Annotated in this window: 19 protein-coding genes and 1 riboswitch; of the genes, 2 read left to right on the top strand and 17 right to left on the bottom strand. The window is 25.3% G+C overall.

The annotated features are described in order from the left end of the window. Positions 1-835 precede the first annotated feature (835 nt). The gene (locus tag STABA_RS06025; protein ID WP_281349597.1) at positions 836-967 is read right to left on the bottom strand and encodes a hypothetical protein; all 132 of its coding nucleotides are present in this window, start codon (positions 965-967) and stop codon (positions 836-838) included. Positions 968-1,142: 175 nt separating this feature from the next. Between STABA_RS06025 and STABA_RS04380 the strand changes: the two genes are divergently transcribed. After that, the gene (locus STABA_RS04380; protein ID WP_156006916.1) at positions 1,143-1,556 is read left to right on the top strand and encodes an HIT family protein; all 414 of its coding nucleotides are present in this window, start codon (positions 1,143-1,145) and stop codon (positions 1,554-1,556) included. Between the two features lie 38 nt (positions 1,557-1,594). On the opposite strand, the gene STABA_RS04385 is transcribed toward STABA_RS04380, so the two are convergent. From STABA_RS04385 to ftsY, 10 genes are all read right to left on the bottom strand, one after another. Next, complete coding sequence (locus STABA_RS04385; protein ID WP_156006919.1) at positions 1,595-1,954, bottom strand: integrase core domain-containing protein; 360 nt, start codon at positions 1,952-1,954, stop codon at positions 1,595-1,597. Positions 1,955-2,848: 894 nt separating this feature from the next. Continuing rightward, entirely contained in the window at positions 2,849-3,817 is a 969-nt protein-coding gene (locus STABA_RS04390) for a 3'-5' exoribonuclease YhaM family protein (RefSeq protein ID WP_156006921.1), read from the bottom strand. Between the two features lie 64 nt (positions 3,818-3,881). Beyond that, complete coding sequence (locus tag STABA_RS04395; protein ID WP_156006923.1) at positions 3,882-6,050, bottom strand: biotin/lipoyl-containing protein; 2,169 nt, start codon at positions 6,048-6,050, stop codon at positions 3,882-3,884. A gap of 89 nt (positions 6,051-6,139) precedes the next feature. Then, positions 6,140-7,432, bottom strand: a complete 1,293-nt coding sequence (trmFO, locus tag STABA_RS04400; protein ID WP_156006926.1) for a methylenetetrahydrofolate--tRNA-(uracil(54)-C(5))-methyltransferase (FADH(2)-oxidizing) TrmFO — start codon at positions 7,430-7,432, stop codon at positions 6,140-6,142. Positions 7,433-7,472: 40 nt separating this feature from the next. Then, on the bottom strand, positions 7,473-8,612 hold the full coding sequence (metK, locus tag STABA_RS04405; protein WP_156006927.1) for a methionine adenosyltransferase: 1,140 nt from the start codon (positions 8,610-8,612) through the stop codon (positions 7,473-7,475). A 68-nt stretch (positions 8,613-8,680) separates the two neighbouring features. Further along, positions 8,681-8,773: riboswitch (SAM riboswitch) on the bottom strand. Positions 8,774-8,801: 28 nt separating this feature from the next. Next, entirely contained in the window at positions 8,802-9,758 is a 957-nt protein-coding gene (locus STABA_RS04410; RefSeq protein WP_156006929.1) for a serine aminopeptidase domain-containing protein, read from the bottom strand. 71 nt (positions 9,759-9,829) lie between these two features. Next, positions 9,830-10,093 carry a hypothetical protein gene (locus STABA_RS04415; protein ID WP_170264705.1) on the bottom strand — a complete coding sequence of 88 codons (264 nt, stop codon included), beginning with the start codon at positions 10,091-10,093 and terminating at the stop codon, positions 9,830-9,832. Between the two features lie 221 nt (positions 10,094-10,314). Continuing rightward, positions 10,315-11,076 (bottom strand): TIGR00282 family metallophosphoesterase, encoded by a 762-nt coding sequence (locus STABA_RS04420; protein WP_156006933.1) that lies wholly within the window; start codon positions 11,074-11,076, stop codon positions 10,315-10,317. Continuing rightward, a complete protein-coding gene (gene ylxM, locus STABA_RS04425) occupies positions 11,076-11,393 on the bottom strand; it encodes a YlxM family DNA-binding protein (RefSeq protein ID WP_156006934.1) in 318 nt (105 codons plus the stop codon). Before ylxM ends, STABA_RS04420 begins: the two co-directional genes overlap by 1 nt. Continuing rightward, a complete protein-coding gene (gene ftsY, locus STABA_RS04430) occupies positions 11,386-12,366 on the bottom strand; it encodes a signal recognition particle-docking protein FtsY (RefSeq protein ID WP_156006936.1) in 981 nt (326 codons plus the stop codon). The genes ylxM and ftsY overlap by 8 nt, the downstream gene beginning before the upstream one ends. Positions 12,367-12,438: 72 nt before the next feature. Here ftsY and STABA_RS04435 point away from each other — a divergent pair, with 72 nt between their 5' ends. Next, positions 12,439-13,089: a hypothetical protein gene (locus tag STABA_RS04435; RefSeq protein WP_156006938.1), complete on the top strand. Its 651-nt coding sequence runs from the start codon at positions 12,439-12,441 to the stop codon at positions 13,087-13,089. 709 nt (positions 13,090-13,798) lie between these two features. Here STABA_RS04435 and STABA_RS04440 read toward each other — a convergent pair. The 6 genes from STABA_RS04440 to STABA_RS04465 are packed head-to-tail and all read right to left on the bottom strand — an operon-like array spanning position 13,799 to position 21,847. After that, positions 13,799-13,957: a hypothetical protein gene (locus STABA_RS04440; protein ID WP_156006940.1), complete on the bottom strand. Its 159-nt coding sequence runs from the start codon at positions 13,955-13,957 to the stop codon at positions 13,799-13,801. 58 nt (positions 13,958-14,015) lie between these two features. Beyond that, entirely contained in the window at positions 14,016-14,714 is a 699-nt protein-coding gene (phoU, locus tag STABA_RS04445; RefSeq protein ID WP_156006942.1) for a phosphate signaling complex protein PhoU, read from the bottom strand. A gap of 12 nt (positions 14,715-14,726) precedes the next feature. Continuing rightward, positions 14,727-15,539 carry a phosphate ABC transporter ATP-binding protein PstB gene (gene pstB / locus STABA_RS04450; RefSeq protein ID WP_425505174.1) on the bottom strand — a complete coding sequence of 271 codons (813 nt, stop codon included), beginning with the start codon at positions 15,537-15,539 and terminating at the stop codon, positions 14,727-14,729. A gap of 22 nt (positions 15,540-15,561) precedes the next feature. After that, the gene (pstA, locus tag STABA_RS04455) at positions 15,562-17,718 is read right to left on the bottom strand and encodes a phosphate ABC transporter permease PstA (protein ID WP_156006944.1); all 2,157 of its coding nucleotides are present in this window, start codon (positions 17,716-17,718) and stop codon (positions 15,562-15,564) included. Next, the gene (gene ptsS, locus STABA_RS04460; protein ID WP_156006946.1) at positions 17,708-18,865 is read right to left on the bottom strand and encodes a phosphate ABC transporter substrate-binding protein; all 1,158 of its coding nucleotides are present in this window, start codon (positions 18,863-18,865) and stop codon (positions 17,708-17,710) included. The genes pstA and ptsS overlap by 11 nt, the downstream gene beginning before the upstream one ends. A 30-nt stretch (positions 18,866-18,895) precedes the next feature. Continuing rightward, complete coding sequence (locus STABA_RS04465; protein ID WP_156006948.1) at positions 18,896-21,847, bottom strand: AAA family ATPase; 2,952 nt, start codon at positions 21,845-21,847, stop codon at positions 18,896-18,898. Between the last annotated feature and the right edge of the window lie 631 nt (positions 21,848-22,478).

Here is a 22,478-nt window from a genome sequence, read left to right on the forward strand (position 1 = left end):
TTAATATTTTTTTCATAATTATGCTTCTAAATTGTTATTCTATATTTCTATTAATAATCCTATTTTTATATCATATTTATTATTTGCAATTTAATATTACTAATAAGTTCTTCATTTGTTTTATTGTTTGCAAAACATATTATTAAAGGTAGTTTAGAATATATTAATATAAGCAAATAAGGGAGTTTTTTTATTAATTATTTTAAACTTTGTATATATAAACAAATTTCTTCTAATGGTTTATTTGCATAAAGTACCAATTATTTGTGTTTATCGTTTGATAAACCATTAACTATATTTATTGAAGTTATGCTTTTTTAGTATAAGCTTTTTATATTCTACTTTTTTAGCAATTTTTCAGTAAAAATAATTTTTATGCTTTCATAGAACGTATATTCTTTTTTCGACCTAAATGAAATTTTAGTTTTGTTTTTTTATGTACCCACTTTCGATATGTTTCATATTTTTGATCTTTAATATAAAAAACTTAGCTTATAAATAAATCATAACTTATGTCTATTTTGAATACATACTCTTTTTAACCCTTTGCTAATCATTTTTTATAAGCTTTAGGATTAATGTTTAAAACCTCAATTAGTCATGATAATGCTATATTTTTTACTTATAATTTTTTGCTATTTTATACAATTAAATAATTATTTTTTGTTTTTTCATTCCTTACTAAAGATGATGTATGCTTTTCCACAATTTCTACTTTACTTGTTAGTTTTTTAACTTTTTTTATATTGCATCTCTCTTCTTAAACGTTCCAACTCTTGATTTATTTTTCACTCCTACCTGTTTGCGCATAAATTAAATTAATATTTATTTTTGTTTATAACGATTTTCAAACATAAATAGTTGATTTTTGTTTAATATTGTATTTTAATAATCAAAATCTTGGGATTATATCTGTACTTCTAAATTCATCTGTTGTTTTCTTTATTTCCTCAGCTCTAAATAACATTGTTTAGCAATAAAAAAATCACCCTTTTACAAAAATTATATGTTTGATTTTTGTAGAGACTTGAGCAATTATTCTAATAAAATATTTTATAAACTTAAGTTCATAAAATATTTTTTATTTTACATAAAAGCTAATTTTTTTTATAAAATATATGTGAAAGATAAGAGACAACTATATGAATAATTGTATATTTTGCAAAATAATTAAAAAAGAGATACCGTCAAAAATAATATATGAGAATGATTTTGTATATTCATTTTTAGATATTACACCAAATTCTGACGGACACTGCCTGATAGTCCCTAAAAAACATTATGAAAATTTTGAGCAAACAGATAAAGATTATTTACATCATGTACTAGACGGAAAAATTGAAGTTTTAAAAATATTAAATACAAAATTACCTAAGAAACCATTAGGCTATAATTTCGTTACAAATCAAGGGGAAGAGGCTTTCCAAACAGTTTTTCATTACCATGAACATATAATTCCTAAATACAAAAAAAATAAAGGTTACACTTTTTTGATCAAGAATAATCCTGATGATTTAAGCGATTTAGATGTTTTATACTCATATTTTAAAAAATAAAAAGAGAAATAAATTGAACTTGTCAATTAAAATTGACATTAAAAAGGTACTTTCTCCATACGAATTTCGTATGGAGTTTTTTTATGTTTCAACATAGGTCTAACATAATTATAAAAATCAATATAATCTGAAATTATTGTATAGATATTTGAATAATTTAACTCTTTTATTTTATAAGTATAAATACATTCATTTTTTATTGTTCCAAAAAAAGATTCGCACGCTCCGTTATCAGGAGAGTTACCTCTTTTTGACATGAATATACTTATCTTGTTTTCATCTCATAAACTTTTTCAAGTTTCATTTGTATAAGGACTACCTTGATCAGAATGAATAATATCAGGAGCGCCTCTCTTTTTGATTGCAAAAAATAAGGTTTGTATAACATAATTTGCCATTAGGACTGTTAGATAATTTTCAAACAACAATTTCTGAATTATATAAATCTTTTATAACAGATAAATATGCATTTCCTGAGGCTGTCTTTATGCAATTTACATCTGTAACTCATTTTTGATTTAAACAATCTGCATTGAAATTCCTATTCAATAAGTTTTCATATCTCAAAGGACAAGTTTTGTCATATTTTGGCACTCTTTTTTTTCGAAATGCTTTTAAATTATTAATTTTCATATATCTATAAACTACTCATGGTTTTAAGTTTTGATTAAAATATTTGTTTAAAAGTAAAGTTATCACGTTGTAACCTAAACGTTTTTTAAACAAATAAAAAATAAATTTGATTTTTATAGCAAGAACTCGATTGTAGTTTTTATTTATAGGTTTTCCACTTTTTAGTCATTTTAAATAACCAAATCTTGAATCGCCTAAATATTTACAAATTAATGTTAAAGTAAACTTTTTAGAACAATTAAAAATAGCGAAGTACTTTTCCTTAGTTGTCTTCGCCAAATGCTTTTTTTAGAGCTCGTTCCAATTTTAAAGCTTCTCTTAATTCTTCTGTTGTCATATCGTCAGGGTCTTTAAAAATTCATTCAAAAGATTTAAATTTCTTAATATTTCCTTTTGTTTGAATTCCGTTCCTTCATTCAAGAGCGCCTTTACCTTTAGTTTTGATTTCTGATTTGCATCTTTTGACTGTACTTGTGCTAACATCATATTTTAATGCAGCATCTGTTATTCCAAATTTTTTAGATTCTTCAATAATATTAATTTTTTTATTTTTTGATTTTTAATTTACCATATAAAAAGAACACCTTTCAATAAAATTTTAACTATAAAAGTACTTTTTTACTGTCAATTTTATTTTAGATGTTCAATAAATCCTCTTTTTATTTTTTTTTATGATGTTTTAAAAATGCTCTTCCGCCTTCTGTTAAAATTCTTCCGGTTCAACCTTCGCCATCAACTTTAGAAAGTTCTTCATTTACTTTATATATCCTTGCGTCTAGAGCATCTAGGGATGAAACTATAATTGCCTCTAACATGCTTGGTTCTACTGGAGATCCAAATTCATGCTTACCGTGACTCGAGAGTACTATATGTTGCAATTTAACACTTTCTTCATATTCTTTTTCCGAAAGTTTTAAACTATTTGATGCATGACTTATGAAAGCGCTTCCAATTGTTATATGGCCTAATAGTTTTCCTTCATCCGTATAATCTGATGCATTTTTGCCTTTCATCTCAACAATTTTTCCTATATCATGTAAAACAGCTCCACAATAAACTAATTCTCAATCAACATTGGCATACTTATAAATATCTTTCAAAGAAATAGCTCCTTTTAATAATGAAAAACTATGTCAAAATAATCCACCTAATACATTATGGTGAATTGATGTTGCTGCTGGATAAGTTTTAAATTTTTTTTCATTATCTTTTATAATTTTTAAAGTAATTTTTTTATATATCGGATTTTTCAACTCTTCAATAGTTTTTATAAGCCAATTATAATGTTTATCTATATTTAAAGGGGCTGATATGAAAAAATCGCTCTGATCAATACCGTATTTGTTAAATTCTTCTTCAACTATTATATGGTATTTACTAATTTTAAGTTGTAATTGTTTACGATATAAACTGATTAATCCTTCTACTTTTATAATAGATCCTTCTTTAATTATTTCTTCATCTTCCGGATCACAATTTCATAATCTAGCTTCAATTCTACCCGTTTTATCAACTAAATAAATTATTAAATAATTTGCACCATTGTTACCAGTGGAAACTGACACTTTTTCAACTCTAGCTATAAAATCAATACTTTTGGAATCACTCTTAATTTCGTTAATTCACATATTTACCTCGCTTATACTTAATATAATATCAAAAAAAAATAACCCTTAATAGGTTAGTTTGTTTTTAAATTAATAATCCTGGGTTTGAAATTAAACTTGTAAACTCTTTACCAAAATTTATTGCATCATTTAGATTTATTACATTTGAGTCATAAATAATTGTCACCATAACGTAATTTGACAATATCATATCCCCTTTTAAACGAGATTGATTATCCCCAATTGAAATTGACAATAAAACATCTTCATTAAGTTGTATATTTGAAGAAATGATATTAAAGTGTGATAAATCAAATAATACTACTTTACTTAATTTTTCACTTATTTTATTTTTTTCAACTTCCATAGCTATTTCCAATATTGAGTTTTTTTCATTTATTTTTACATCAACAAAATTAAAATTATCTTTAATATTTTTGTAAACTGATACTACTTGCTTTTTAAATAAACCTATATTTTTAAAATTTGTTAAAATTAAAGCTAGTGCTTTTAAATAAAAACTATTTAAATTTAAAATTATGCCTTTATCCAAAATAGAATCATACATAATAGTATGTAAATTCAATAATGCAGTAATATCAGCTTCAAAACTAATAGTATTTGCTTTTCTTAATTCCTTAGAATTGTCTATTTTTTTAGAATTAACTTCTTTTTTTTCTAAATTAACTAATTGATTTTTTGCTTTTAAAAAGTCTTCTCTCAATAATTCAAGTTCTTTTTCGATGCCACTAATTATTACATCTTTATTTTCAACGCTACTATCTTGATCTTCTATTTCTTCATTAATTACTACAGTTTCTTCTAAAACTGCAAAAGCAGATAGTTCTTCAATAGAGTCATCATTTTGTTTTAGCAACTCATCTGTTTCAAAATCTTTAGTAATTGCGTTGTTTATTTCTTTATTTATTTGACTATAATCTTCGTTAATTTTAGAAAAATCTTGTTTTATTTCACTAACTTCTTCAATCGAATAACTACTTTTTACAATATTTAACTTTTGATTTACTTCTTCTTGTTGTTGAAATTGAGATAAAAACTGAGAACTTTCAACTTTTCTTTGCAACTCTGTTTCACTAAATTCTGTTTTATTTTTTTCTGCTTGATCATTAGAATTTTCTTGAACTAATTCATTTAAATTAATTTCTACTTTTTCTTGATTTGAGAGCTTATTTTCATACTTAGATGTTTTTTCATTTTTCTCATTACTATCTTTATTAAAAAAGTCATTATTAATTTCTTCTATAACTTTTGAGCTTGATTCTTCTTTTTCAATTTCAGGTTTAAATAAATTTAAATTTTTTAATTCTTCTGTAACCCCATCTGTCTCAATGGGTTTATTATTAATATATTCATTTGCACTTTTTTTTGTATCACCAATACTTCTCGGCATATTATTTGTATAATCTACTTCTTTTTGTTTTTCTTTTTTATCATCTAAGTTGTTGCTAAACAAAAAGTCATTATTAATTTGATCTAGTGATTGAGTTTTTGAAATCTCAGTTAAACTTTCTTTGCTTTTTAAAGCAAAATTATTTAATTCTTGAGTTAAACTATTTGTTTCGATTGGTTTTACAACAATATCTATTTTTTCATTAATTATTACTTTTTTATTTTCTTCGATAATCAAATCCTTATTATTGTGCTCATTTTGAATATTAGTTTTGTTTAAAAAATCTTCATTTAATTGCTCTATTGCATGAGTTTTTGAAACCTCAATATCTGTTTCTTTTTTTAAAAACTCAAGACTTTCAAGTTCTTTAGTGATGTTACTAGTTTCGACTGGTTGATTTAAATTAGTATTATTTTCGTGTTTAATTTCTTTACCAATACTTTCTGGCAATTTATCAGAATAATCAATTGTATGAGTCAATACTTCAGTATTATTTAAGTTTATATCCATTTGAACTTCATCTAATGTTTCATCTAAAAAACCAAAATCAGTTAAAGCATCTTTTAAAGTATCACTCATTTCAGAAGGTCTTCTTAAAATAGTTTCTAATTCTTTATTAGAAATAATATCAAAAATGGTATCTCCATGAGACACTATCAAAGAATCAATAACATATACATTTCTTACAACACCATCAATTGGTGATTCTAAACTAATTCTTTCAAGTTGAGTTGATATTTGAGCTAAAATGTCACCTTTGTTTACAGGTTGGCCATCTTTTACAAATATTTTTTCAATAATTCCTTTGTATTTTTTTGCATTCTTAAATTTTATTTTTTCCATAAACACTTAGCCCTTCTCAATATAAAAATGTGTTTCGCCCAAAACACTACTTTATTATTTTATATCAATTTAATAATCTTTAAAGAATTTTAAAAAATTTTTTCAAGATAATTTTTTATTATTAACATGCTGTTTTCATATATATAGTCATACTTTTCAGTTTTTGTGTCAAATTCTTTATCTACTTTGACAATACCCATATTTGCTTTCATTGGTTTTAATTTTTTTAGCTTTTTATTTGTTATATAGTTTGTTAATGCACCTAAAATAGTTTGATCAGGAAAAGGAATAAACTTTTTATTTTTAAACTCAGAATATAAAGCAAAGAAAACAATAAATGCAGAAGCAAATGATTCTATATATCCTTCTACACCCGTTACTTGACCTGCAAAATAAACTTTTTTATTTCTCATTACTTGTAATTTTTTATTCAAGATTTTTGGTGAGTTTATATAAGAATTTTTATGCATAACACCATATCTTGCAAACTCAGCATTTTCAAGACCAGGTATTAACTGAAATACTCTTTTTTGTTCAGGTCAAGTTAAGTTAGTTTGAAATCCTACAATATTATATAAACTATCAATAGCATTATCTTTTCTAAGTTGAATAACTGCATATGGTTTATTATTTTCGTGTTCTAATCCATTTGGAGACATAGGTCCATTTATAAGATTTTTTTTAGATTGAATAGCTATTTGTTCAATAGGCTGACATCCTTTAAAAAAAATTTCTTTTTCAAAATCTTTTAATTTAACTTTCTGAGCATTTATCAAATTAATATAAAAATTTTCAAACTCATGTTTATTTAGAGGTGCACAAATATAACTATTATCATTTGAATGTCTTGAACTATAATAAACTTTTTTAAAATCAATAGAATCTTTTTTGATTATTGGAGAAGATGCATCTAAATAAAATAGTTTTTGATTACCAACAACTCTATCTATTTCTTTTTTAAATTCATCACTAATCAAAGGTCCACAACATATTACATAAATTTTATCTGCATCCAATATTTTTAATTCTTCATTAAAAACTGTTATATTTTTTTGTTCTCTTATTTTTTTATCCACTAGTTTTGAAAAACTAATTCGATCAACCGCTAAAGCGTCATCGCTAGGTATTTCAGTTAGATATGCACATTTCAAGATAAATGAGTCTAATTGCTCTAATTCTTTTTTTAAAATTCCAACTGCATTTTGTGTAGACTTACTTCTAAAAGTATTTGAACAAACCAATTCTGCAAATGTATCTAATTTTTGAATCTCATTTTTTTCAATATTCTTTTTTTCATATAAATTAACTTTAATTCCCTTTTGTGCTAATTGATAAGCTAATTCACAACCAGCTAATCCAGCACCTATAATATTTACTTCCATATGTTCTCCTAGTATAAAAAAATAAAAATATTAGATACTTTTATTTTAAATATTTTTTTAACTCTCTTAGTTTATCAAGTTTTTCTCAAGTAAATTCTTTTTTACCAAAATGACCGTATTTTGCGGTTCTAAAATAAATTGGTTTTGTTAGATCTAAGATGTCAATTATATTTTTTACTTTAAATGAGAAATTTTCATTTAAGGCTTTATAAATTATATCCATAGGAACTTTATTTGTTCCAAAGCATTCAATAAAGATTGATAATGGGTCTGGTTTACCAATTGCATAACTGATTTGAACTTCAATTTTAGATGCCAATCCAGCTGCTACCATATTCTTAGCTGCATATCTTGCCATATACGCAGCACTTCTATCAACTTTTGAAGGATCTTTTCCTGAAAAAGCTCCTCCACCGTGTCTTGCATGACCACCATATGAATCTACAATAATTTTTCTTCCTGTTAATCCAACGTCACCTAAAGGACCTCCAATTACAAACTTACCAGTTGGGTTGATCAAAACTTTAAAATCAGTATTTAAACCATGATTTTTTGCAACTGGAATCATAATGTTCTCTTTAATAAAAGTTTCAAATTCTTCTTGATTGTAATCTTCGTCGTGTTGCACTGACATTAAAATTGTTGAAATATGTGGATTTTTTGGATTTGTATAATTCATAGTAACTTGTGATTTCATATCAGGTTGAGCATATTTAAATGCCCCTGTTTTTCTTAATCTACTAGCCATATGAACTAAATCATGAGCTAATTGAATTGAATAAGGCATATAAGTATCTGTTTCATCAACTGCATAACCGAACATCATTCCTTGGTCTCCTGCGCCCATTTCTAAGTCATTATCAACACCTCTAGCAATATCAATAGACTGCTTGCTTAGTTTTATGATAATTTCGCAATTATTTGGGTCAATTCCAGTATTAGCATCTTTATAACCAACTTTATTTAATATTCTTCTAACTTGTTTTTCGCAATCTACTTTAGCAGAAGAAGATATTTCTCCTGTTACTAAAACGAAATTTTTGCTTGCTACAGTTTCACAAGCTACCCTTGCATTAGGATCTTGTTCCAAATATGCATCTAAAATTGCATCAGAAATTTGATCACAAAGCTTATCTGGATGTCCCTCTGACACAGATTCACTAGTAAAATAATTTTTCATAAATTTTTTCTCCTTATTTGTTATAAAAAAGACCCAAAAAGGGTCTTTTTTAAGCATATAGATTTAAACTCTTATTGCTGGTTTCCCCTGATTTAAGCACCTAATTTAATAGGTTGCTACTACTTCTACGAGTTTACTCTCTCAATAGTTCTTAATAAAAATGTTTATCTTTAATATCATAACAAAAAATTAGATTTTTGAAATAATATTTTCAAAGTTTTGTTCATTGTATTTATATAATCAAAAATGTTTACAATCTTTTAAAGTGTTCAATTTATACTTTTGTTTATCTAACTTATTAATAAATTTTGCTAATTTTTTTTGTTTTGTATATATATCTAAATTAGGCAAAATTAAAGTAATTTTACACTTAGCATTATTAATATATTTTTTAGTTCTTCTTTTGATAATATAATTTTGTAAGGTTTCTCTAAAAGTATAAGTTCCTTTTTCAAGATGATTTACATCAATTTCTTTACTGATTTTTTCATCATCAATTAAATCAATACCATTTAACTTATCTTTTAATTTTATTTTTTGATAAAAAATAAAACCAATTATACATTTAATTATATTTGAAATACCATTTCTATAACCTTTATTTATTTTGAAACTTGTTATTATTATTTTTTCTATTTTTGGATTGCTGCTAAAATATAAGGCCATATGAGAACTAAATCCAGAAGTTAACAAAATAATCTTTTTTTTAGGATATTTTTCATTTATCGATTCAATAATTTCATCCAAATCAGATATAAAAGTTGCTTGACTAGCATCTTTATAAACGGCGTTTTTTCCACAACCCCTTTGGTCATAAGCAATAATATCTATATCTAAATTTTTTTTAATAAAATAACTAATTAAATTATCATACTCATTTTTTGTTGATTTAAAATCATGAATGCTAATGATTATTTTTTTATTTTTTTTATTAATTTGACCATTTAATGACAAATCATATCCATCTTTTGTTTTATAACTTTTTAAATCAACAAACTCACCTCTTTGTTTTGCTTGTGTTTTAAATTTCAAACTACTCATTTTAATAAATCTATGTAGAAAATATAAAAAAATAAAAAATAAAAATGTTGCTCCAATAATATAAAAAATTGGAGTTATTAGTTCCAATAAAGGTTCTCAAACCATTAATGTACCCCCTTTAGCATATTGATTTTAACATAAAAAAATACAACAAAGGTTGTACTTATAAATGCTAACTAATCCCCATGTGAAAGATCTAAGGCATATACATCAAATTGACCCATAAATCAAAATGCAAAAATAACGTTTTGCTTTCTTACGATAAACTCATCGTTACCCATAACATTAATTGATTCATAAATAACATTCCCAGCATCTTGTTCTAAGTTTATACGCATTCTTTCAAAGTCATAAATAGTAGATCTACCATACATTTCGTTTTTACGTTCAAATTCTACTTCTGTTAAAATTCTTTCATAGGTATCTCTATATTTAGCCACTGTTTTCAAACGTGTCTCTAATCCTCTACACACATTTTTAACTTCTTTATCTAGGGCAAACAATGCTTCATGTAAATTTCTAAGTTTATCATGTCTTTTCATCTTTTATTCTTCTCCCACATTAGGCCAACTTCTAACCTTGATATATTATATTATATCATAAAAATTATTTTTTTATTAAATATGCTATAATACTACGTTTTAATAGCCTATATTTAAAATTAAATAACTTGAATTCTTTCAATACTTTTTGCTTTTTTATTTTCAAATCTAATTATAACAGCTTGTAACTTCCCTGCATTTTCTGATGGAATAAACTTTGTTGGTAATCCTGTTTTTTCTTTATAGATTACTTCATCTGGATTTGCTCCTATTATTGAATTTATTGGACCCGTCATTCCTATATCAGTTATAAAAGCCGTTCCTTTTGGTAAAATTCTTTCATCTGCAGTTTGTACATGTGTATGAGTTCCTACTAAAGCACTAATTTTACCATCGTAATTTCAAGCAAAAGCTATTTTTTCAGCACTTGCTTCTGCATGAAAATCAACAATATGGATATCACTATTATCATTTTCGAGTAATTTATCAAGAACTTCAAATGGACTATTTGCATGATCCATAAAAGTTGTTCCAAGTAAATTGGTAATTCGGATTTTAAATCCATTTTTTTCAAATAAAACAGTTCCCTTTCCTGGTAAACTTTCATACATATTTAAAGGTCTTAATAAATCATTTGTTTCTATTATAAATTCTTGAGTTTCTTTTACTTTAAAAATGTGGTTACCTGAAGTAATAACATCCACTTTTAATTGTTTTAAAAAGTTATAATGATTTTTATTTATCCCCTTACCATGAGATATATTTTCAGCATTAGCAACAACAAAATCAATATTATTTTTAGCTACAATATTATTTAAATGTTTTTTTAAAACATCTCTACCTGATTTTGAGTAAATATCTCCTATTATTAATATATTCACTAAATTTCTTCCTCTATATTTCTAATTAATACTTCAATATTTATTTTACTCTCTTTAAAGTTATCGATTTGTTGTTTTATAAAATCATTTTTTTCTTTTATATGAAGTTTATTTTCAAAATCTTTTAGATTATTTATTGTTTTATTTATACTATCAAAAACAGCATTTTTTGAAATTCCTAGCTGTTCTCCAATTTCTTGAAATGTTAAATCTTCAAAATAATATAGCTCAAAATACTCTTTTTGTTTTTCGGTCAATAGTTCTTTGTAGTAATCATATAAACTACTTATTTCTTCATTTTTGTTAATATTACTCATCTAAATCCTCTTCCATAAAGTCACTTGCCAAATCTCAAATGTAGTCATCTAAATCAAATTCTTTAATATCTTCAACTTTTTCGCCATAACCAACTAATTTAACTGGAATATTTAAAATATCTTTAATTGCAAGAGCAATTCCACCTTTACTTGTTCCATCCATTTTAGTTAAAACAATTCCTGTAACATTTGTTGCTTCTGAAAAGGCTTTTGCTTGATTTACACCATTTTGTCCAGTTTGAGCATCAATTACCAATAAACGTTCATGAGGTCCATCTTCAACACTTTTTTTAACAATCTTTGTCATTTTTTCAAGTTCTCTCATTAAATGCTCTTTATTTTGTAATCTTCCTGCGGTATCAATTAACAAAAGGTCATAACTATTTTCTAATCCTTTTTTAACCCCATCAAAAACAACACTAGCTGGATCTGAAGAATTTCCTTTGATTAAATCAACACCTTTTAATCTTTTTGAACATCATTCTTCCAATTGTTCAACAGCTCCTGCTCTAAATGTATCTGCTGCTACTATTAAAACTTTTTTCCCCATTTTTGAATAATAGTTGGCAATTTTGGCAATACTTGTTGTTTTTCCAACACCATTAACTCCAACCATTACATAAATATTTAAACGATTATCTTTTCAGTTTAATTTAATATCATATTTTCCTGAATCATTATATGCATAATATAACTCTTCTGCAAGAATTTCTTTAATATCATCAAAATTATGTTTTGGTTTAACTCTTTTTTGAACTGCATTAGATATTTCTAAAACCATTTTCATACCCATATCAGTTTTTATCAAAACATTTTCTAACTCTTCAAAAAATTCACTATTTGCGCTTTTGTATTTTTTACTTAATTTTTTTATATCACTTGAAAAAGTTAAAGTATTTTTATGTTCTTTTAAGTGTTTTTTTTGTGTTTTTTTTATTTTTCTTCTTTCTTTTAAATTTGCTCAAAATCCCATAATATTGTCCCCTTTTGCTATATAATAATTTTATAGTATTTTTATACTATTTAGAGTTTTAGGGTGATATTTATGAAAAAATGATTAAAAGTGTTATTTGCATTAAATATGAACGCAACTCCTTTAAAAGAACTTTACAGTATAACTGAAAGAAAAAGTAATAAGTACAAAGGCTTTTTACAAGATTCAGAAATTGATTTATACATTAAAAAAGATTTATCTTTTATTGGTAGCGACAAAGATTTTGTATTGCAAAATTTAGACGATATGATTAAAGAAAACTTTGCTGATTATGACTTAGGCGAAGAATTTTTAAAACTTACAAATTATGAATTTATAAGTTATGATAATTATCAAGTTACCTTAAAATTTTTTGATAAATATGGTGAATCTTGCTTAGGAAAAAGTGTAATTAAAACATTTGATGTATTAATTTATAATTATGATAATTTTGAAAAATTACAAAATGAAGTTCTTTTAAATAGCAAAGTTGTAATTCCTGTGAATATAGTGAATTTAAAAGAAGTTGTTGATTATGTAAGTAATATGTATAAAGAAGAATTTAATAAAATAGCAAGTGAAAATATTTATCTAAATGATGAAAAAGACTTTTTCAACTATTTAAGCTTTTTTGAAATTGATGATTATGGGAACTTAAAAGCAGAATTTTTAGGTTCAAATATTTTATCAATTCCACTATATCAATTATCAGTAACTATTTAAAAACACTGCAAAAACAGTGTTTTTATTTACTTATTATTTTATTTAAAAATGTATTTATATCTTGATAAATTTTGTAGTATCCATATTCACAAAGACTATTATGTCTCATATTACAAAATAAATCTAATTTTATATCTAAGTTAATTTTTTATAGATTTTATACAATTTCACTGATTATGTTAAAAAAACTAACAACCCCATCTTCATTACCGGCATTTATTAAATAAGTAAATCTTTTGGTATGGATTAATATTTTTTCTTTGAATATCCAGTCATCCTGTAAAAATATCTTTAAAGCAAAACTTGTAAACTTTTCTATAGATAATTGATTATTTATAGAAGCGTTAAAATTTTCTTTTTAACACTTAATCATTGTAATCCTGTACTTCAGGTTTCTTCAATTTTATCATTTAAGGGTTTATAAGTAAGCTTTCAAACTTTTTTATCAATATGTTTTTCACCATATTTAGGTGATTTTTGTAGACCCTTTTTTTAATATTTTAAAAAGTTACTTCCATAAAATCCAGTTCATATAAGTATTGATTCATTAATTGAATTTCAATATTTTGCAATTTAATCTCTAACCACTAAACTTCCAATTAAATGAACAAGAATAACATTTATATTATCTTTTATATTTTTGTTGATACTTTTAAATCTTCTACCAATGTTTCTCATTCACTTTCTTTTACAAAAAACAATTTTCTTCTTAATTTGCAGTTTTACCATGCCTTCTACGATCAGATCCTATAACTAATCAGTTCATTTTATTTAAATATTTTGCATATTTGCTATGACTAAAAGCATGCCTGCATAAATCATGAGCAATACAAATTATTTCAACTGGAATTTTAGCATCATCTCACAAATAAGTATTTAATTCTTTTTTGTCCTAACTTTTTATACTTTATATAAAAATGTTTTGCTTATTTATCTTTTTTAATATCTTCTAACTTATTTTCAATAGATTCCCCGTACTCTTCAAATTTCCCAGTTCTTATGAACTGTAAAGTTTCATCAATATTTATAAGATGCTCTCCAGCTCTTTCTAAATTTTTCAATTGTCTTACAATAGTTATAATTTTTTTGACTTCAGTTTGTTCTTTGGAACCATATAATCTTTCTGCTAAATTTAAACTTAAGTCTGAAAATTGAGAGTTAAGTTCTTTTTCCATTTTTTTAACTTTTTCGTTTTGATCATTATTATAGTTTTCAATAAGCGAAGAAACTATATTTAGCATCTCGTTAACTAGGTCAAACATTTTTGAAATATAATCAATTTCTAATGTAATAGGTTTATATTTAATCGTAAATTTACAAATATGTTTTGCGACGTCAGCGATTCTTTCGATTTCCTTACTAATCAACACTCCACCAACAGCAAGCCTTAAATCTCCCGCAACCATTTGCTGTTTTGCAATTTTTCATAAAGCCATACTTGTAAATTTATTTTGTAAGTCGTTTATTATTAAATCGTCTGCTTCTACTTTTTTTGCTAACTCATAATCTTTATTTTTTAAAGCGGTAAAAGTTTTTGCATATTGAGATTTAGTAGTTTCAACTAAATATATCAAATCTTTTTTAATTGCTTTAATATCATTATCCAATATTTTATTATATGACATACACTTTCACCTCTATCCAAATCTTCCTGAAATATAATCTTCTGTTTTTTTATCTTTAGGATTAGTAAAAATTTTTTTAGTTCTATCAAATTCAACTAATTCTCCTTGTAAAAAGAAACCTGTATAATCACTTACTCTTGTTGCTTGAGCCATTGAGTGAGTTACTATTACAATTGTATATTCTTCTTTTAATTTTAAAATAAGTTCTTCAACTTTAAGTGTTGCAATTGGGTCTAAAGCGCTCGTTGGTTCATCCATTAATAAAATTTTAGGTCTCATCGCAATTGCTCTTGCTATACACAATCTTTGTTGTTGTCCACCACTTAATCCTAAAGCTGAATCTTTTAAAAAGTCTTTTACATTATCTCATAGAGCTGCTTTTTTTAATGCATCTTCAACAATTTGATTTAATGCATTTTTATCTTTAACACCTTGATTTCTTGGACCAAAAGCAACATTATCATAAATTGACATAGGGAATGGATTTGCTTTTTGAAAAACCATTCCTACTTGAGTTCTAAGTTTAACAACATCTGTTCCTGCTTCATATATGTTAAAATCATTTACCATTACTTCACCATCAATTATTGTTCCGTCTACTAAATCATTCATTCTATTAATAGTTCTTAATAAAGTTGATTTACCACAACCAGAAGGACCAATAAAAGCAGTTACTGTATTTTCTTTTATTTTCATATTGATATTAAATAAAGCTTGTTTTTCACCGTGATTATAAAAAAAGTCTAAATTTTTTATTTCAATAACATTCTCTCTTTGTTTCAAAGGAACCTTTTTGGGTTTTTTCATTATTTTTGCTTCATCTAAAATTTCAAGCTCTTTATCCTGATTATTGTTCCACTCTGTTTTTTTTGTTTCTGCCATTATTTTTTGCTTCCTTTACAATATCTTTAATAACTTTGTTTTTTATACTTGAGTTTTTAACATATATTTTAAGTCTTTTAAATTTGATATAGTTAAATCATTTTTTTGTTCTGATTCTTATTGATTTTCCAAACTTTTTAAAATCATTTATATAATTATGCTTAAAAATACCTACTATTCTTTGTTTCCATTTTTTTTCAAAACTTAATTTACTTTTATTCGGATCTAAATTTGATGCTGCTAATTTACTTAAAGCATTTAAACCTAAAACTAATATTATTGTTACTGTTGCTAATTCATATGCTGTATTTAAAACTTCTGCGTTGCTTCCTTCAGAAGCTAACATATAAATTTCAGTTGTTAATGTTGCTCCAGATGCAAAAAAACCTTCACTTGGCATTCTTACAGATGTTCCAAGCGTTAAATAAATTGGAGCAGATTCACCAATAATTCTAGAAATTGCTAGAATTAGTCCTGTGATAATTCCTTGCATTGCATTTGGTAATACCACTTTCAAAGTAACCTTGGTTTTTGATAATCCCATTCCGTATGCAGCTTCTCGATAAGAATCTGGAACACTTGTTAGTGCATCTTCAAACGTTGTTATCAAGGATGGTAAAACTACAATAGTCATTGTTAAACTTGCTGCAAATATTGACATTGGTAATTTAAAGATTACAACAAATAAACTTAGACCAAATACCCCAAAAACAATACTAGGAGTTGATGCTAAAACATTAATTGAAAATCTTATTGTTTTTGCAAACTTACTATTTTTATGTGCATATTCTGCAAGATAAACCGCTACAAATAACGCTAATGGTATCGCTAATATAATTGTTGCAATTATTAACATTAGAGTAGTTAATAAAGTTGCAAATATCCCAGATTTTTGACCAGAGATTTGTATAAACGTTGCTGGATCAAAACCAATAATCCCCTTTGATATTACAACTAATATAATTCACATTGTAAATGCAACAATAATTGATGTTGATAATATCATGAAAAACTTATATATAAATGTTTCAAATGTTTTATATATTCTCTTTTCGGTATAAGTTCTTACAAGAACTTTAAGTTTATATGGTTCATAATAATAAGAATTATGCAATCCACTATTTTTAGAAAGTTTTAAATCTTTTTTAATTTTTAGTTTTCTAGTTTTTTTATTATTTAAACTACCAATTGCAATAATTAATAAATTTATAATAATAACTAAGAAAAATAAGACTAATCCAATTGCATATAATGCAGATTCATGGACTGTTCCATGATTTTCCAACATTTCTAATCCAATAGTTCCCGCTAATGTTCTAATTGAAGAAAATATAAAACCTCTGAAACCTTCTGAAAAGTTTAGTCCTTGAGAAGAATTACCAGCAATCAAGATAACTGCCATAGTTTCTCCGATAATTCTTGCCACTCCTGTTATAATAGCTGTGATTATTTTTGGCATTGCGCTTACTAGAACAACTTTATAAGTTGTTCTTTCTTTTGACATTCCCAATCCTAATGAGGCAAAACGATAACTATCAGGAACTGCTTCTAACGCATTAATTGACAAACTTATCATTGTTGGTAAAGCCATGAATGCAAGAGTAACACTTGCTGTCATCATGTTTCCTCCAGTTGGTGCACCCATTTTTACAAATAATGGTCCAATCTGATCTAAGGCGAATAATCCAAACACAACTGAAGGAATACCTGCTAACAACTGCACAAATGTTATAATGGTTTTTTTCAATCTTGTTGATAAATACTCTGTTATGAAAACTGAGCAAAATATAGTTAATGGTACCGCTATCAATAGAGAAATAAATAGCATTACCATTGTAGAAAAAATTATTTTTAATATTCCATAACTTCCAGCACCATCTTTGTCTGGAGCTCAAATTGTTGAGAAAATAAACTTGAATAATCCAACTTCTTTTAATGCAGGGACTGACTTATATAGTATAAACGAAATCAAAATAGCAAGAATTATTAGAGTAAACGTAGTAAAAATTATAATAGTGCTTTTGGAAACTAAATCAACTTTTGATTGTTTAGATTTATGCATTTTTTTCTTAGCTTCCATCAATTTTTTACTATTAAAATTTGGGTTTAAATTAATTTTCATAAACTACCTTTCTGATTTCAAAGTTTTGGACTAATCCTTCATCTACAAAGTTTTCTTTATAAATATTTTCATCCTTACTTATTCCAATCATCGCAGAAAAGAATTCTATCAATAATTCATACTTTTTAAAATGAGTATTAAATATTGATATAAATGGTCTTTTAAACTTATACTCTTTGCCATCATAACCTTTAATAAACTGTTCATTAGAAACATCACCAGCAATTTTTTCAAAAGCTTTTGTTTGTTCGTTTAACTCCATACCAAACTCTCAATTATCATTTCCTAAATTAGCAGGATTACCTAATTTTGTTTTATTAACTCCTGCAACATTTACTCCCGATTCTTTTGTTACTTGTTTTATAAACGCATAAGATATATATCCAATTGCACTTTGAGATTTTTGGATATTTTCAAACATTGAACCGTTTGAGTTCACAACGTTTGCTGTTTCCATTTTTTTTATTCCTGTTAAATCTCCAAAAGCACTTCTTGTTCCTGAACCATCTTCTCTTGTAAATGTTACAATTTTGGTTAAACTACTTGGCACATCACTTTGTCCAGCATCTTTTGCCAACTCTTCTCAAGTATAGTTGTTTGAATAAATTTTACTTAAAACTGACTCATCTGTTTTATTTTTAGGTATATCAAAATTAATTTTATTTACAGTTTCTTCTGTTACTCAATCTGGTTTTTTAAAAATAATTACAATTGCATCAAGCGCAAATTCAAATGCAACATAACTTTTATCAATATCAATATCATTGTTGTGAGTTTTTAAATCAATCATTTCTTCTGAGAAACCGGTAGCCTCTCCTGGTAAAAATACTAATTTATCATCTTCACCAAAACTACTAAAACGATTATTTCCAGTTAAAGTTCCAGTTCCTACATCTTTTGATATAAAACCAGCTCCATACATTCCTTTTTCAACCCCTCCAACACCAGCTTGACTTCCGGTTGAGTTGTATATAAAATCTTTTTTTTCGTTTGCTAAATAATCTTTTGTAAAAGATTGCATAAATGTATTTACACTTGTGCTTCCTCCTAAAACTACATAATTTTGAGTTGATAACGATGATCAAATTCATAATCCTGTAATTATTGAAATAATTGCCAATAAGAGGATGCTAACTTTTTTGTTCATTTTTTTAAGACTCCTTATAAGTTTTAAAAACTAATTTGCATTACTCAATTTTTTAGCTTCAATTAATTTAATTTGAACTAGCTTCGTTACCCCTTTTTGTTGCATTGTAGCGCCAAAAAGAACATCGCAATTTTCCATTGTTCCAATTCTATGTGTAACAATCATAAACTGAGTTTTTTGAGTAAATGTTTTAATATATTTTGCAAATCTTTCAACATTTGCAATATCCAATGGCGCTTCTACTTCATCCAATATTACCAAAGGTATTGGTTTTACTTTAAGTATTGAGAATAATACAGATAAAGCTACTAATGATTTTTCTCCTCCAGATAGTAAATTTAAATTACTAATTTTTTTACCAGGTGGAGCTATTTTAATGTCAATTCCAGTATTTAAAATATCCTCAGGATCTGTATAAACAATCTGAGCTGTACCTCCGCCGAATAAAGTTGAAAATGTTGTAGGCAAAGCTCCATTAGCCTCTTTTACAATACTTTTAAATTGTAATATCATTTGTTCGTCCATATCCGTAATTGCTTCTTTTAAATTTTTTATTGAATCTTGTACATCACTTGACTGTTCAACGTATTCTTGATATCTTTGATTTTCTTTATCGTATTCTTCAATAGATTCTATATTTACATTTCCCAATTCTTTTATAGAACTTCTTAATCAATTAATTCTATCTCTAGTTTCATTTTCGTTATTAAAATCACTTATATCCATATCAAATGCAGACTCAAATGTTAAATTATAGTTTTCTGATAATCTTTCAACAGCTGACATTTGTTTTTGTTTTAATAAAGTTAAATCTGTATTTACTTTTGAGTAATTTTCTTTATGCGCATTTAATAATTTTCTTTCTTCATCTAAACTTTCATTTATTAGTGTTTGTTTTTCAAAGGCTTTTTCTTTTAAATTTCTTATTACACTTAGTTGTTGTTGAATTTCTTCTTTTTCTATTTCTTTTACAGCAACTTCTTCACTTATTTTGATTATTTGTTCATCAACAGTTTTATAAGTGTTTTCTTCTTTATTTAATTCTTTTCCTGTAATTATTCGATATTCTTCTTCTACTGATTCTTGCTCATTTTCAATTTGAGAAATAACTTGTCTAGAAGTACCTGAACTAGATTTTATTTCAGATATTTCTTCTCTTAAATGATCTATTTTAAAATTTAATGAGTTTATTTTTTCTTGCTTTTCTTTTTCAACTTTTTCTAACTCTAATTTTTCTTGCTCTAATTTTTCTATTTTTATATTTTCATTAAATGAAGAATGCTTAGATTTTCTGCTTCCTCCAATAATTGCTCCATGAGGTAATATTCTTTGCCCGTCAAGAGTAACTATATTAAATTTATATTTTATAATTTTTGCTGTTCTAATAGCACTTTCATAATCTTTAACGACTATAAAATTTGCTAATAAATAATCTAAAATTATTTGATATTTTTTTTCTATTTTTACAAGTTCATTTCCAAAACCAACAAACCCTTCTAAGTTTTGAACTGCAAATCTTATATCACTTGATAAATATGATGCTGTTAAAGTGTCAAGCGGTAAAAAAGTAGCAAAACCTGCTTTATTATTTTTTAAAAAATCAATAGCTTGTTTAACGTCATTTGTAGTTTTAGCAACAATTGATTGGATTGAATTTTGCATAATGCTTGATATCGCAACTTCGTATTTATCTTCTACACTTATCAATTCTTTCACAGAACCAATTATTCCAGATAATACTTTTTTGTTTTCTAATATATTTTTAACACCTTCAAAAAGTCCATCAAAAGAATTTTTTTTATTTATCAATGTTTCTAAATCATTTTCTATTTTAAAAAGTTTTTTTCTAATCTGTTCTATGTTTTTATTGTTTTCTTGTTTTTCTTTATTATAAGTTTCAAGTTGACCTTCTTTTACTATTTTTTCATTTATTAATTTTGCCAATTTTTGTTCTTCTGCTCTAAATCTGATATCCAATTGCTTTGATTTTGTTTTTAAATCATTTGCTTTAAATTCTTTATCATTAGCATTGGTTATTGTTTTTTTAGATTCTAAATTAACCTTAGAAACTTTTAATTTACCTATTTCTTCAACAACTTTTTGAAACTTACTTGTTAAAACATTCAACTCATTGTCATTACTATAAGCATTTTCTCTAAATATTTTTTCTTGATCAGCTTTATTATTAACACTTTTTTCTAGTGAGTTTATCAAATTTTTTAAATCGATTCTTTGTGATTCTATTTCTTCTATTCTTTGTTTATAAACTTTTATATCTTTTACAAGTACTGATATTTCAATTTGCTTTAATTCTTCAAACTTTTCTTGATATTTTTTAGCCTTAATAGATTGTCTTTTTAAAGATGGTAATTTTCTTTCAATTTCATTAATTATGTCATTTATTCTATCTAAATTATCTTGTGTTTTAACAAGTTTTCTTAACGCATCTTCTTTTCTTTTTTTATAAACAGCTACTCCAGCCGCTTCATCAAAAAGTCTTCTTCTTTGTTCAGGACTTGATTCAACAAAATTTGAAATTGAACCTTGAGATATAATTGCTAAACTAGATTTTGTCAAACCAGTCTCGAGTGCAATTTCTTGAACATCTTTTAGCCTAACTCTTGAGTTGTTTATAAAATATTGAGACTCTTTATCTATTAAAAAATATTTTCTAGTAATTGATACTTCATTATAATCTAATGTTTTAAATGCTCTAGAACTGTTATCAAAAACAAGAGTAACTTCTGCCATATTTAATGAGCTTCGATCAGAACTTCCAGAAAAAACAATGTCCTCCATTGAATCTCCTCTAAGCGATTTAGAAGATTGCTCACCTAATGCTCACATAATAGCATCTGTTATGTTTGATTTTCCTGATCCGTTTGGTCCAACAATACCAGTCATTGCAAAATCATAGTTAATAACTACAGGTTCTGCAAAAGACTTGAATCCAAAGGCTTCAATTCTTTTTAAAAAAATCATGTTTTTCTCCTGTTTTGTATATAGCAATCCTATATAATCTAACTTACATTTGTATTATATATGCTTTTTATAAAAAAAAATATTTTTTTTAAAATACAATGGCTACTAATATGAATAAAAAGCGATTATGTTGCAAGTAAAATATACTTTGAATAATAAATATTAATAAGCAAAAAAACGTATATAAATTTGATCTAATAAAATATTTAAGTTTAGCACATGTACATAAGTCTTTTTTTTATAAAAAGAACATACATATTGAAAAATAGAAAAATTAACAACAAAGAACGAGTTGTTAATTATAAAGGTAAAATGATTTGTTTGTCTAATATGCAAAGTTATATATTTAAAATTCATCATAAAAGTTTTTGCTACAAAAATGTAGAAAATATTATGATTTACTAAATTAAAAAAGCATTTAAACTTAAAAAATAAAAACTATAAACATAACAAGGACGAATTCTAATTAGCAAGCAAAAAAAATATAAGTTGTTAATTCAGTTATATATAAAGATTTTTTATAAATATAGCAATTTATATTACTGCCGTTAAAAAACAAATATTAAAATGTAGTTGTAAATATATATTATTCAAAAAACCTAATGTATACAAAAAAATATCTATACAATAA

The organism is Spiroplasma tabanidicola, from assembly GCF_009730595.1.
GTDB classification, from domain to species: Bacteria; Bacillota_I; Bacilli_A; order Mycoplasmatales; family Mycoplasmataceae; genus Spiroplasma_A; species Spiroplasma_A tabanidicola.